This is a genomic window from Streptomyces mutabilis (genome assembly GCF_046628145.1).
GTDB lineage: Bacteria > Actinomycetota > Actinomycetes > Streptomycetales > Streptomycetaceae > Streptomyces > Streptomyces mutabilis.
The window spans coordinates 6,461,459-6,473,617 of record NZ_CP176874.1; the positions used below are offsets into that span (position 1 = coordinate 6,461,459).

Annotated in this window: 13 protein-coding genes; all 13 read left to right on the forward strand. The window is 69.6% G+C overall.

Annotation, left to right across the window (positions count from 1 at the left end):
* Positions 1-39: 39 nt before the first annotated feature.
* From ACLIN4_RS28945 to ACLIN4_RS29005, 13 genes are read left to right on the forward strand one after another with little or no spacing between them, the layout of a single operon-like run.
* Entirely contained in the window at positions 40-975 is a 936-nt protein-coding gene (locus ACLIN4_RS28945; protein WP_100044380.1) for a carbon-nitrogen hydrolase family protein, read from the forward strand.
* Positions 972-1,760 carry a carbon-nitrogen hydrolase family protein gene (locus ACLIN4_RS28950; RefSeq protein WP_411576390.1) on the forward strand — a complete coding sequence of 263 codons (789 nt, stop codon included), beginning with the start codon at positions 972-974 and terminating at the stop codon, positions 1,758-1,760. The genes ACLIN4_RS28945 and ACLIN4_RS28950 overlap by 4 nt, the downstream gene beginning before the upstream one ends.
* 1 nt (position 1,761) lies before the next feature.
* Positions 1,762-2,943 carry a tyrosine decarboxylase MfnA gene (gene mfnA / locus ACLIN4_RS28955; RefSeq protein WP_289907408.1) on the forward strand — a complete coding sequence of 394 codons (1,182 nt, stop codon included), beginning with the start codon at positions 1,762-1,764 and terminating at the stop codon, positions 2,941-2,943.
* Positions 2,940-3,791 carry a carbon-nitrogen hydrolase family protein gene (locus ACLIN4_RS28960; RefSeq protein ID WP_290012204.1) on the forward strand — a complete coding sequence of 284 codons (852 nt, stop codon included), beginning with the start codon at positions 2,940-2,942 and terminating at the stop codon, positions 3,789-3,791. The genes mfnA and ACLIN4_RS28960 overlap by 4 nt, the downstream gene beginning before the upstream one ends.
* Positions 3,791-4,567, forward strand: coding sequence for an ABC transporter permease (locus ACLIN4_RS28965; RefSeq protein ID WP_257002931.1), 777 nt, complete (start codon positions 3,791-3,793; stop codon positions 4,565-4,567). The genes ACLIN4_RS28960 and ACLIN4_RS28965 overlap by 1 nt, the downstream gene beginning before the upstream one ends.
* A complete protein-coding gene (locus tag ACLIN4_RS28970; protein WP_107476240.1) occupies positions 4,560-5,534 on the forward strand; it encodes an ABC transporter ATP-binding protein in 975 nt (324 codons plus the stop codon). Before ACLIN4_RS28965 ends, ACLIN4_RS28970 begins: the two co-directional genes overlap by 8 nt.
* A complete protein-coding gene (locus ACLIN4_RS28975; protein ID WP_290012205.1) occupies positions 5,531-6,910 on the forward strand; it encodes a coproporphyrinogen-III oxidase family protein in 1,380 nt (459 codons plus the stop codon). The genes ACLIN4_RS28970 and ACLIN4_RS28975 overlap by 4 nt, the downstream gene beginning before the upstream one ends.
* A complete protein-coding gene (locus ACLIN4_RS28980; protein ID WP_269959654.1) occupies positions 6,900-7,604 on the forward strand; it encodes a class I SAM-dependent methyltransferase in 705 nt (234 codons plus the stop codon). Before ACLIN4_RS28975 ends, ACLIN4_RS28980 begins: the two co-directional genes overlap by 11 nt.
* Complete coding sequence (locus ACLIN4_RS28985; protein WP_100044372.1) at positions 7,604-8,446, forward strand: carbon-nitrogen hydrolase family protein; 843 nt, start codon at positions 7,604-7,606, stop codon at positions 8,444-8,446. The genes ACLIN4_RS28980 and ACLIN4_RS28985 overlap by 1 nt, the downstream gene beginning before the upstream one ends.
* Before the next feature lie 6 nt (positions 8,447-8,452).
* Positions 8,453-9,952, forward strand: coding sequence for a B12-binding domain-containing radical SAM protein (locus ACLIN4_RS28990; protein WP_100044371.1), 1,500 nt, complete (start codon positions 8,453-8,455; stop codon positions 9,950-9,952).
* Complete coding sequence (locus tag ACLIN4_RS28995) at positions 9,949-10,701, forward strand: DNA alkylation repair protein (RefSeq protein ID WP_257002928.1); 753 nt, start codon at positions 9,949-9,951, stop codon at positions 10,699-10,701. The genes ACLIN4_RS28990 and ACLIN4_RS28995 overlap by 4 nt, the downstream gene beginning before the upstream one ends.
* A 4-nt stretch (positions 10,702-10,705) precedes the next feature.
* Positions 10,706-11,743 (forward strand): BtrH N-terminal domain-containing protein, encoded by a 1,038-nt coding sequence (locus tag ACLIN4_RS29000; RefSeq protein WP_107476243.1) that lies wholly within the window; start codon positions 10,706-10,708, stop codon positions 11,741-11,743.
* A 15-nt stretch (positions 11,744-11,758) separates the two neighbouring features.
* Positions 11,759-12,154, forward strand: coding sequence for a pentapeptide repeat-containing protein (locus ACLIN4_RS29005; protein WP_100044370.1), 396 nt, complete (start codon positions 11,759-11,761; stop codon positions 12,152-12,154).
* Positions 12,155-12,159 lie beyond the last annotated feature (5 nt).

Genomic DNA, 12,159 nt, shown 5'->3' on the forward strand with positions numbered 1-12,159 from the left:
CGGCCGATCCACCGGTGGCATCTCGAGGAGACAAGACGCATGAGGGTAGCGGTAGTACAGACCCAGTGGGTCGACGATCACGAAGACGGCCTGCGCAACGCCTACCAGGCCATCGAGGACGTCTGCGGCGCCGGCGACATCGATCTGGTGTGCTTTCCCGAGTTCCTGCTCGGCCCGCCGTGGTACATGCCGGGGCAGGACGGCCTGAAAGGGCGGACCGACACCCCGATCCCGGGACCGGTCGTCGACGGCTTCCAGTCCCTGGCCCGCAAACTGAACACGTACATCCTGCTGGGATCGCTCGTCGAGGACATGCAGGACGGCATGTATCGGAACACGTCCCTGCTGATCGGCCGGCAGGGTGTCATCACCGGGCGCGCCGTCAAGGCACACGCCTTCGGCAACGAGATGGTGGTGTGCCGCCAGGCGGACTCGCTCGGCGTGCTGTCGACCGAGTTCGGGCGGATCGGCATCGCCGTGTGCTCGGACTTCTGGATCCCCGAGGTCGTCCGGATGCTGGCGCTCGCCGGGGCGCGCACGGTCTTCGTGCCGGGCGGGACGCTGGGGCAGAACCAGCCCCTGATGGTCAACGCCCTGCGCACGACGGCGTACCTGAACGACGTCAACATCGTCTACGCGAGTTCCGTCGGCGTCGTCCGCGGCAAGCGCGGCGACCGGCTCGTGGAGATCCACTTCGCCGGCACCAGCCTGGTCGCCACCCCGGAGGGCGTCATCGCGCAGGCCGGCAGCGACCGGCCCGAGACCCTCGTCGCCGACATCGACGCGCCCGCCGGCGGCGACGGCCGCCGCTGGCAACGACTGCGACGGCCCGACGCCTACCGGGCGCTGCTCACCCCGTACGCCGGAGCGGACCGGGATCTCGCGGCCGAACTGCGGGCGAGCCTGACCGGCGGCGGCCCGGACCGGGGACGGCCCGCCGCCGCGACCAGCACACGTGAGGGGACTCGTCCGTGACCATCTTCGTAGCGCAGCACGCCCGCCGGGCGACCCCTGAGGCGACGGCCACCGCCGTACTCGACGACCTCGACGGCCGGGTGACCGACGAGGCGTCGTTCGTCGTCCTGCCCGAGAACGCCTTCACCACCGGCGGCGACGTCCAGGCGCTGCCCTCACCGCTGCGGGAGCGGTGTCTGGAACGACTGACGGCACTGGCGCGGACCCGCGGTGCCTACGTGCTCACCGGCTCCTGGGCCGAGGAACGGCCCGGTGGCACCCTGGCGCAGGTGTCCAGGCTCCTGGACCCGAGCGGATCGGAGTGCGCCCGGGTGGAGCGGCCCGTCCTCGCCGACGGTACGACCGGCACCGGCGACGACTTCCCGGTCGTCGAGACGTCGTTCGGCAAGGTCGGGGTGCTCCTCGGACCCGACTTCTGGCTGGTCGAACCGCCGCGCATCGAATGCCTGGCCGGAGCGGAACTGCTGCTGGCCGCCGGATCCCTCGACGGCGGGCAGCAGGCGTCGCAGCGCGCCGCGGTGTGGGGCATCGCGACCCTCAACACCGTCGCGGTCGCCTTCGCCGGTGCGCTGAGCGAAGGCTGCGGCGGGGGCAGCGCCGTGGCGGCGCCCGAGGGGTTCGTCGCCGAGGCGGGCGCCGACGAGGGCGTCATCGAGGCGCCCTGGGACGTCGAGCGGATCCGGCGGCTGCGCGAACCCGACCTGCGTTTCCAGCAGACCCTCTGGTTCGGGCTGTGGGCGCGCCGGACGGAGCTGTACACGGACCTGACGGCGCAGGTGAGTTGAGATGCGAGAAGCCGGTGCTCCCGCCTCCGAGGTCCGACGGCGGATCGCGACGGAGCTGGCGGACGACGTGCCGTGGAACAGGGTGCTCAATTCGATCTGCACGGAACCCCATCCGCTGGGTGTGGAGATGGCGTCCGCCACGGCACACACCAACCTCGGGGACGTGCGCATCTTCCGCGGCACCAAGCGGATCGAGCGCAAGGTCGTCGAGTCGTTGCTCGATCTGCTCGGCAACCCCGCGGGGTCGGGAAGCCTGGTCTCCGGAGGGACCGAGGCGAACCTGATCGCGATGCTGGTGGCCCGTGAGTCGGCGCGTGCCCGGGGCCGGCTGACCGACCGGCCCGAAGTCGTCGTCAGCAGCACCGTGCACTTCTCCTTCACCAAGGTCTTCGGCCTGCTGGGGCTGACCCCGGTCGTCGTGCCGGTCGACGACACCCTGCGGCTGCCGGCCGGCGAGGTGGCCCGGCGCATCGGCGAGCACACCGTGGCGGTCGTGGCGACGGCGGGCAGCAGTGAGTTCGGCGTCGTCGACGCGGTCGACGAGATCGGACCGGTGGTGGCGGGACGGGGCGTGCACCTGCACGTGGACGCGGCCACCGGCGGTTTCATCATCCCGTTCGCCCGGGAACTCGGCCACGACCTCCCCCAGTTCGACTTCACCGTCGACGGCGTCGACTCGATCACCATCGACCCGCACAAGTACGGACTGGCCAACGTGCCGGCCGGGGCGATCCTGTTCCGGGGCGCACAGGACGCCGGACGGTTCGCGGTCGATTCGTTCTTCATCGACACGCCGGTCCACCACACCTTCCTCGGCACCCGGCCGGGCTCCGCCGCGGTGTCGACCTACGCGGTGCTGGAGCACCTGGGGCGCGACGGCTTCCGCGACCTCACCCGTATCAACTACGAGGTGACGAAGTACCTGGTGGACGGGTTGCGCGCGGCGGGGCACGAGCTGTTCACCGAACCGCAACTGAACATCGTGGTGGTCCAGATGCCGCACGCGGCGCGGATCTCGCAGCTGCTGGAGTCGCGGGGCTGGATCGTCTCCACCTCGAAGCGGTTCGGCGAGACCCTCCGGCTGGTCGTCACCCGGCATGTGACGGCCGAGATGGTGGACGAGTTCCTGCCCGAGCTGGAGCGGGCCTGTCGCGACGTCGCCGCCGAGGTGGCGCTGCGATGAGCCTCTTCCGTGGCGCCCGTACCCGGCTCGCCGCCCTGCAGATGCGCATCGAGCCCGGGCAGCGGGACGACAACCTGGCCCGGGCCGCGAAGCTGCTGTCCGCCGCGCGGGAACGCGAGGCCGACCTGGCGTGCCTGCCGGCCACCTTCGCCACCGGCCTCAACTTCCCCACGCTGCGTACCGACGCGACCGCCGAGGACGGTCCGGTCGTCGAGTTCCTCGCGGAGCAGGCCCGCACCCTCGGCATGCACATCGCGGCGGGCGTGCTGCTGTCGGCCGGGCGGGACGTCTTCGACGCCGCCGTGCTCGTCGGTCCCGGCGGCTCCCCGCTCGGCTGGTACCACCGTGCCTGCGTATGGGCGGGCGAGTCCGAGTACATCTCCACCGGCTCACCCGGCGAGGTGATCGACACACCCGTCGGGCGGATCGGCCTGCTGGTGAGCTACGACCTGCGGTTCCCCGAGGCGAGCCGGCAGTACCTCGCCCAGGACGCCGACCTCGTCGTCTGCGTGGCGAACCTCTTCGGGCCGTTCTCGCACCCGTTGCGCTCCCTGTGCCGGGCGCGGGCCGCCGACAACGAGTGCGCGCTGGTGCTGGCCAGCGGGGTGGGGGAGAACCGCTTCGCGAACATGCCCTACGTCGGCCGCAGCATGATCGTCGACGGTCTGGTGCAGGACGCCCGGCAGGACCCGGAGGCGGACGTCCTCGCCGAGGCCGCCCCGGGCGGCCGGGAAGCGGTGATCGACGCGGACGTCCACTGGCGGCAGCGCCGGAAGGTCCGCGCCGGGCTGCCCTTCCACGACGACCTGCGCTCGACCTGGACCACGATCCACAGGGGGCGCGCCTGATGAGGGCAACGCGTATGCAGCCGGAGTCCGGGTGGCTCGGCGACGTGCTCGGCCTTGTCGTCATGGACATGCGGCAGTTCTTCGACAACCGTCTCTTCGCGGTGTCGACGCTGCTGACGTCGGTGTCGATGGTGCTGGCGTTCGGGGCGGCGACCGACCAGATGGTGAGCCCGGCGCCGACGGCCGCCAACTACTTCGGCTTCGTCTTCCCCGGCATCATCGGCGCCGGGATCATGTTCAGCTGCACCTACACCGTCGGCTACACGGTCATCATCGACCGCAACCGCCGCACGATCGAGGACCTGATCCTCTCACCGCTGTCGTACTCGGGGTTCCTGCTGGCCCGGATCGTCGGTGTGGTGCTCAAGTGCCTGTTCCAGTTCGTGCTGGTGCTCCTGCTCGGCGTCGGGGTCTTCGACGCCCGGATCGAGTCGGTGCCGCTGTTCGTACTGGGCTTCCTCACCGCGTGCACGGCCTTCGCCGGGCTCGGGATCCTCATCGCGACGTACACCAACGAGATCTCGTTCCCGGCGGTCGTGAACATCATCGTCATCCCGCTCATGTACTTCGCCGGCATCTTCTTCCCGCTGGACAACCTCGGGACGCTGGGCGACGTGTTCGACAAGCTCCCCCTCTCGGTGCACGTCGACATCTTCCGCGCCGCCACCTCGCCGGACGTCTCGGCCACCGGGGCGTCGGTGCTGGCGGTGGCCTACTCGTTCCTGGCCCTCGGTGTCGCCGCCTGGGCCTTCCGCAGGAGGATCGGCCATGGCTGACAGCACGAGGACCACAGCGCCGGTCCTGTCCGTGTCCCGGCTCGACCACCGGGTGAGCCCCGACTTCGCCTTGTGCTCCCTCACCTTCTCGGTGCACGCCGGCGAGGGCGTGGCCGTCATCGGCACCAACGGCGCCGGGAAGACGACGCTCATCCGGCTCGTCGCCGGCCTGCTGCGCCCGTCCGGCGGCGAGGTGCGCGTCTGCGGCACCCCGCCCCGCCGCTGGGGGCAGGTCGGCCGCCACATCGGGTACGTCCAGCAGGCCAAGGACCTCCCGGACGGCGTCAGCGTGGAGACGTACGTCAAGCATCAGCTCAAGCTCCGGCGGGCCGACCCCGGCCGGTACGAGGAGCTGATCGCCCTGGCCGATCTGGAGCAGTACCGCCACCGGTACGTGCGCAGTCTCTCCGGCGGCAGCCAGCGCAAGCTGCACGTCATCTGCGCCGTGGCCCACCGGCCCGACCTGCTGATCCTCGACGAGCCGACCACGGGCCTGGACCCCACGGCACGCGAGACGCTGCTGGAGCTGCTGGGCAGCCTGAAGAAGGACGGCGTCGGCGTGCTGTTCGCCAGCCACCACCGCGACGAACTGGTCGCGCTGGCCGACTCCGTCGTCGTGCTCCACCAGGGCCGCCAGATCCAGGACGCCTCGCTCGACGCCGTCACCCGGTGGGGCGAGCGCTCCAGCCTGGTCCTCGAAGCCTTCACCGACGCGCACCTCGCACCGCTGCACGACTGGGCCGGGCAGCAGGCACGGACCGGCGGGCCGATCCGCTGCGTCCGCACCGACGACCGGGGCGTGCGTCTCGACCTGACCGGCGGTGACCACCGGGGCACCCTGGCCGAGGTGGTCGCCCGGGCCCACGCCGCCGGCCTCGCACTGCGCTCCGCCTCCTACTTCCAGCCCACTCTGGCGGACGTCGTCCGTTCCATCGTCGACCGAGTCGAACCGGAGGACATCGCATGAGCATCACCACCACGACCACGAGCATGCCGTTCTGGAAGGAGTACCCGGAGCGCGACAGCGAGTGGGTGCGGCAGTACCCGACGAAGCACGTGCCGGTCGACGAGGAGGAGGTCTTCGCCCGCAAACCCATGGGCGTGTACGTCCACATCCCGTTCTGCAACCGGCTCTGCTTCAGCTGCCCGTACATCAAGCACCAGACCGACCGGGACCTGACCCGCACCTACCTGGAAGCGCTGAAGACGGAGATCACCAACTACGCCGAGCGGCCCTACATCCAGGACCACGTCATCACCCTCGGCTACATCGGCGGCGGTACCCCGACCGCGCTGACCGCCCCTCAGCTCGACGACCTGCTGGGCCACATGTTCAGCAGCCTGAACGTCGAGGAGGGCGCGGACTTCTCCATCGAGACCACCCCCGTCGACATCACCGAGCGCAAGGCCACCGTCCTGCTGGAACGCGGCATCCGGCGCATCAGCCTCGGGGTGCAGACGTTCGTGCCGGAGGAACTGAAGAACATCGGCCGCCCGAACGACCCCGAGATGCTCAAGGAGAGCATCCGGCTGCTGCGGCGGTGCGGCTTCGAGAACATCAACATCGACCTGATGCACGGCATCAACGGGCAGACGATGGAGAGCTGGGAGCACAGCCTCGACGTCGCCATCGAACTCGGCGTCACCTGCGTCTCGTTCTACACGTACATGGAGTTCGCGCAGGTGTCCACCAAGCGCAGGAAGCTGCCGCCGGTCCCGGAGAAGGCCGTGGTCGACGACATGTTCCTGTTCGCCGCGGAGAAGCTGACCCGAAACGGCTTCCTTGGCTACTACGGCGACTGCTTCGCCAAGCCCGGCTACCAGCCCAAGTACGGCGAGACGTCCTGGAGCGAGGACATCCCCATCATCCCGCTCGGCCCCACCGCCACCGGCCACCTGCGCGATCACTGGTACTTCAACGAGCCCGACATCGGCCGCTACATCCAGACGGTGATGGAGGGCCGCCTGCCGATCTCCATGGGCAAGCACATCACCAAGCCGGAGGCGATCCGGCGGTCGATGGTCCTGGGCGTCAAGGCCGGGCGGGTCGACCGGGAGCGGTTCCGCCGCATCCACGGCGTCGACTTCATGGAGATGTTCCGCACCGAGATCGACGACCTGATCGAGAAGGAACTGATCACCGCCGACGAGAACGGCATCGAGGTGACCGGTCCGAAGGGCTGGTACTACCTGGACAACATCTCCAAGGCGTTCTACTCGCCGGAGTACCGGCGCTACCCGCAGCACCTGGGAGCGGACATCTCCGACTTCATCTCGCGCCAGCCGATCCCCCTGCAGCTCACCACGCGGCCCAAGGACGAGGAGACCGGCTGTGACCACTGAGACCCGACTGCTGAACCTGAGCGAGCGAGTACCGCAGGCGTCACCGCACGACGACATCGACAAGGTCCGCTTCTACGACCTCGGCATGCGCCGGTCCGCGCTGATGGCGTACAAGCGGCCGAGCGACCGCATCCTGGCCAACGTCCGCGAGGGGATGACCGACCTGGTCGAGGTCGGCTTCAACACCGGTCTGCTCTCGCTGCACGTGGCCGGCAAGCTGCCGGACCTGGCCGTGTCCGGGGTGGAGGAGAACCAGAACCTCGTGGACGTGGCCGAGGACAACCTGACGCTGGCCGTGTGGGCGAACAGCGCCGGTGACGTGGAGTTCGAGATGGCCAAGCTGAACCGGCTGCCCTTCCCGGACGACTCCGCCGACGTCGTCTTCTCGTTCTCCTCGCTGCACCGCTGGCGCCGGCCGGTCGAGACGCTGAAGGAGTGCGCCCGCATCTGCAAGCCCGACGGCGTGGTGATCATCGAGGACATGAACCGGCACGCGGAGGAAGGGCACATCACCTTCATCCTCCAGTTCGTGAAGGAGGGCGGCGAGGAGTTCATGCGCTCGTTGCAGGCCGCCTACACCCGGGACGAGGCGGCCGAGCTGCTCCGGGAGGCAGGCCTGACGGACTGGCAGGTGGTCGAGGAGGACCTCGGCCTGGTGATCTCCTCGCGTCCCCTCGAACCGGTGAGCATGTGATGCCCGGGATGAAGATCGCGGTGGTCCAGATGGAGTCGAAGCTCGGCAAGCCGGCCCAGAACCTGCGCCGCGCCGAGCACTACATCCGCGAGGCCGCCGGGCAGGGGGCGAACCTGATCTGCCTGCCGGAGGCGTTCTCCACGTCCGGCAACATCCTCGAGGTCGCGGACGTCTCGGTGCCCGTCCCGGGGCCGGAGACCGAGTTCCTGTGCGAGCAGGCGAAGCAGGCCGACGCATACCTCGTGGCCGGACTGCTGGAGCGCGGCGACGACGGCAAGTACTACAGCACATCGGTGCTGTGCGGCCCCGACGGCACGATGCTCGGCCGGTACCGGCGCGTGCACTGCCACGAACTGGAGGCCCGCTACCTCACCGGCGGAACGGAGTACCCCGTCTTCGACGTCGAGTTCGGACGCATCGGCCTGATGCAGGGCTACGACGTCAACTTCCCGGAGGTCGCGCGGGAGTACTGCCGCCGCGGAGTCGACGTCATCGTGTGCTCGGCGCTGGTGCCGGAGATGTTCGCGTACGTGGCGAACATGCGACTGCCGGTCCGGGCGGTGGACGCCGAATGCGTCGTCGCGTTCGCCTCCGGCATCGGCACCAACCTGTTCGCCGGATTCGGCTACATGGGGCGCAGCCAGATCCTGGCGGATCCGCTGTTCCTCGAGGCCGAACGGTTCGACTTCGTCGACGGCGACGAACGGATGGTGGACCTGGGCACGGAACCGGGCGTCGGCGTGGTCGAGGTCGACCTGGACCGCATGCGCCGCTACCGCGCGAAGGCCACCCTCAGCGGCGACCTGAAGCCGGCGACGTACTGGCAGCTCGAACGAGAGTGAAGGCCCATGCGCGTACTGCTCATCTCCACCAACAAGATCCGGGTACCGCGGCCGGCGCTGCCCATCGGCATGGCCTACATCAGCGCCGCGCTCAAACACGCCGGGCACCAGGTCGACGTCCTGGACCTGCTCTGGGAGTCCCGGGAACTCAAGGCGGTCCGGGAGAAGCTGACCGCCGAGACGTACGACGTGGTCGGCATCGCCGTGCGGAACCTGGACAACCTGACCTTCATCGATCCGGTCTTCTTCGGCCCGATGACCGAGAAGATCGTCCAGTGCGTCCGCAAGTACACCAGCGCCAAGGTCGTCCTCGGCGGATCAGGCTTCTCGGTCGAGCCGCTGTCGTTCTTCGAGTACGCCCAGCCGGACTACGGCATCGCGGGTGAGGGCGAGGCCGGCATCGTCCAACTGCTGGACCACCTGGAGTCCGGCGGGCCACTGGAGTCGATCTCCGGGCTCTGCTACCTCGACGAGAACGGCAGGTTCTGCCAGAACCAGTCGAGCCAGGCCTTCGACCTGGGCGCGCTGGAGCCCGACCGGTCCGTGTACGACCCCCGCTACTTCGAGGAGGGCGTCTCGGCGGCCTCCGACCTCACCCGCGATCACCAGCCGGCCATCGAGACCCTTCAGACCAAGCGGGGCTGCAAGCTCTTCTGCTCCTACTGCATCATCCGCAAGACCGAGGGCAAGGGCGACCGGTTCAAGGAACCGGCCGAGGTCGTCGGTGAGATCCAGCGGGCGATGGCGGACAACCCCGCCGTGCGCGAGTTCGAGATCGTCGACGCGACCTTCAACTACCCGATGGAGTACGCCGCCGAGGTCTGCGAGGAGATGATCCGCGCCAAGCTCGACGTGCCCTGGTACTGCCAGTTGACACCGAACGCGGTCACGCCGGAGTTCGTCGACCTGCTGCACGCGGCCGGCTGCATACGGGTGGACCTCGGCACCGACGCGCTCACCGACGAGGCCCTGGCGGACCTGATGAAGGGCTTCGACATGGCCCGGGTCCTGGAGATCGACCGCCTGTTCACGGCCAGCCCCATCGAGCACACCCACTGCGTCTTCCTCGGCGGGCCGGGCGAGACCCCGCAGGCGCTGAGGGAGTCCATCCGCTTCACCGAGCGGTACCTCAATCCGGCCCAGATCTACGCCAACCTCGGCATCCGGATCCTCAGCGGCACCAAACTGCAGCGCCAGGCCGTCAAGGCGGGCATCCTGCGCGAGGGCCAGGGCACCTTCGTCCCCGCCTTCTACGTGGAGCCGGCGATCCTGGCCGACCGGGACACACTGGACTTCGTCCGCAACGCCTACCTGAGCCACAAGAACTGGTACCTGTGGTGGGGCCTGGGCGGGCAGAACCTGGCGGACCGTTCGAGGGAGACCATCCAGGCCGTGGCCGACATGCAACAGGAGTACGAGTACGTCATGCAAGGCAAGCCCCGGCTGGAACGCGCACCGAAGCCGCTGCCGACCCAGCCGCTGAAACTCACGATCGGCACCCCGTGATCCATGTTCCAGCCGCCGCCGACGAACTGGCGAAGACACTCGCGGCGAAGGCCGACCCGGACTTCGCGACGCGTATGCAACGGTACTTCCCGCACGAGATCCGGGCCCTCGGCGTCAGCAACGCCGCGGTGGTCGAGACCGCCACGCACTACTTCCGCGAGCGGCCCGAGACCCCAGCGGCGACGCGGCTGCTCCTGGCGGAGGAGGTGCTGGCGCGCGCCGAGTACCACGAGGAGGTGCTGCTGGGCTTCGCGGTGCTGCACCGGGTCGCCAGGACCGGACTCGGCGGCGAACTGCTGGAACGCTGCGAGCACTGGCTGCGCACGTACGTGTCCAACTGGGCGCAGTGCGACGACCTGTGCCTGAAGCTGCTGTACCCGTTCTTCCTCGGTCACCTGGAGCTGATCCCGCGCACCCGGGACTGGGTCGGATCGGACGCCCCGTGGGCCAGACGCGCGGCGAACGTGGCCGTCGTGAAGTTCGTCCGGCGCAAGGTGGGCCGGACGGTCTTCGAGCTGCCGACGTCGCACGTCTTCGACAACTGCGTCCGGCTGATGCACGACGACGACGCCTACGTGCAGAAGGGCTCGGGCTGGCTGCTCAAGGTCACCGCGGAGGTACATCCCGACGAGGTGGCCGAGTTCCTGCGCACCTGGCACGAGGAGATGCCCCGCGACACGTTCCGGTACGCGGTGGAGAAGATGGACCCGCGGCTGCGGCGGTCCTTGATGGAACTGGGACAGAGGTGACGCCATGAAAGCGACCGGCCGCTACGTCCACCGGCGCGGCATCCACTGCGAGTCGGCCTGCCAGTGCGCCGTTCTCGCGGCCGGCGGGTACGAGGCGGACGAGGAGACTGTGTTCGGGCTGGACGGGGGCTTCGGGTTCTCTTTCTTCCCGGCCAACGGCAACACGCCGGACATCGTCGTCGGCAAGCAGGCGATCATGCCGCTGCGCGCGTCGCGGCTGATGGGCGTCGAGGTCGCCACGCACACGCCGAAGTCCGGAGCGGGCCTGGCCGAGCTGCTCGAAACCGCGCCGGCCGTCATGACCCGGGTCGACCTCGGCCTGCTGCCGTACTGGGGTCTGGCGGGGCGCTCCTCCTTCGGCGGGTACTTCGTGAACGTGGTCCGCCCCCTCGGGGACGACGCGTTCGAGGTGTCGGATCCGGCGTTCGACGAGCCCGTCCCGGTGAGCGCGGCCGAGCTGCAGGCGGCCCGGTCCAGCCGCGACTCGCCGCCGCTCAATCCGGACTGGAAGGTGTACGTCTTCGGCGCGCCGCGGCGCACTCCGCAGCTGGACCGGGTCGGCCCGGTGGCCGTGCGTACTCTGTGCCGCGAGATCCTCAAGCCGGGCAGCCGGAACCTCGGCATACCCGGCATGAGGTCACTGGCCACGACGGCGCCGTCCTGGCCGGAGTCCAAACGCGGTGAGGTCGAGGACGTGGACCTGTACGGCCGGGTGATCCACACCGACGCGCTGGCGCGCCAGCTGCTGCACCTGGGCCGGCAGATCGAGTCGTTCGGCACCGGCGGCGGACTGTTCCGCCCGATGATCGGCCGCTACCTGCACAGGGTCGCCGACAGCACCGGCGAGGCACGCTACGCCGAGGCGGCCGAACGGTTCCTCGACAGCGGCCGGCTGTGGTCGAACCTGGGATCCGCACTCCTGACGGCGGGGACCGTCACCGCGCGCGGCGATCTCAAAACGCTCGTGGACGCCGTGGCGGACACGGCGCGGTCCGCGATGGACGTCGAGAAGCGGGCGCTGACCGCCCTCACCCCTCTGTAGACGCGAGGCCGAGACATGCCGACCGAGGACGAGACCGTACTGCTCCAGGGCCCCCGCCACTGGAACGAGCACGCCCGCCGGCGTCGGGCGCAGGGCCCCTTCCGCCCCGACCTGCGCAAGGCGGAGCTGCACGGCGCCGACCTGCAGGGCGCCGAACTCGCCGACGCGGACTTCACCGACGCCGTGCTGACCGAGTCGTATCTGATCTCCGCGGACCTGAGGGGCGCGAATCTGGAGGGCGCCGATCTGTGCGAGGCGTACCTCATCCTGGCCGAGCTGAACGGCTGCCGCCTGGTGGGCGCGAACCTGGACGGCGCGGACCTCAGCGGCGCCGATCTGACCGGCGCGGTCCTCGACCCGGGCTTCCGGCGCTCCGCCGTGATCTCGGACTACCTCACGATCTGGCCATAGCGAAA

Bases quoted from the DNA above. Each gene is read 5' to 3' on its own strand.
- ACLIN4_RS29005 (WP_100044370.1), top strand. From the start codon at position 11,759: ATGCCGACCGAGGACGAGACCGTACTGCTCCAGGGCCCCCGCCACTGG.
- ACLIN4_RS28945 (WP_100044380.1), top strand. From the start codon at position 40: ATGAGGGTAGCGGTAGTACAGACCCAGTGGGTCGACGATCACGAAGAC.
- ACLIN4_RS28965 (WP_257002931.1), top strand. From the start codon at position 3,791: ATGAGGGCAACGCGTATGCAGCCGGAGTCCGGGTGGCTCGGCGACGTG.
- ACLIN4_RS28960 (WP_290012204.1), top strand. From the start codon at position 2,940: ATGAGCCTCTTCCGTGGCGCCCGTACCCGGCTCGCCGCCCTGCAGATG.
- mfnA (WP_289907408.1), top strand. From the start codon at position 1,762: ATGCGAGAAGCCGGTGCTCCCGCCTCCGAGGTCCGACGGCGGATCGCG.
- ACLIN4_RS29000 (WP_107476243.1), top strand. From the start codon at position 10,706: ATGAAAGCGACCGGCCGCTACGTCCACCGGCGCGGCATCCACTGCGAG.
- ACLIN4_RS28975 (WP_290012205.1), top strand. From the start codon at position 5,531: ATGAGCATCACCACCACGACCACGAGCATGCCGTTCTGGAAGGAGTAC.
- ACLIN4_RS28970 (WP_107476240.1), top strand. From the start codon at position 4,560: ATGGCTGACAGCACGAGGACCACAGCGCCGGTCCTGTCCGTGTCCCGG.
- ACLIN4_RS28990 (WP_100044371.1), top strand. From the start codon at position 8,453: ATGCGCGTACTGCTCATCTCCACCAACAAGATCCGGGTACCGCGGCCG.
- ACLIN4_RS28985 (WP_100044372.1), top strand. From the start codon at position 7,604: ATGCCCGGGATGAAGATCGCGGTGGTCCAGATGGAGTCGAAGCTCGGC.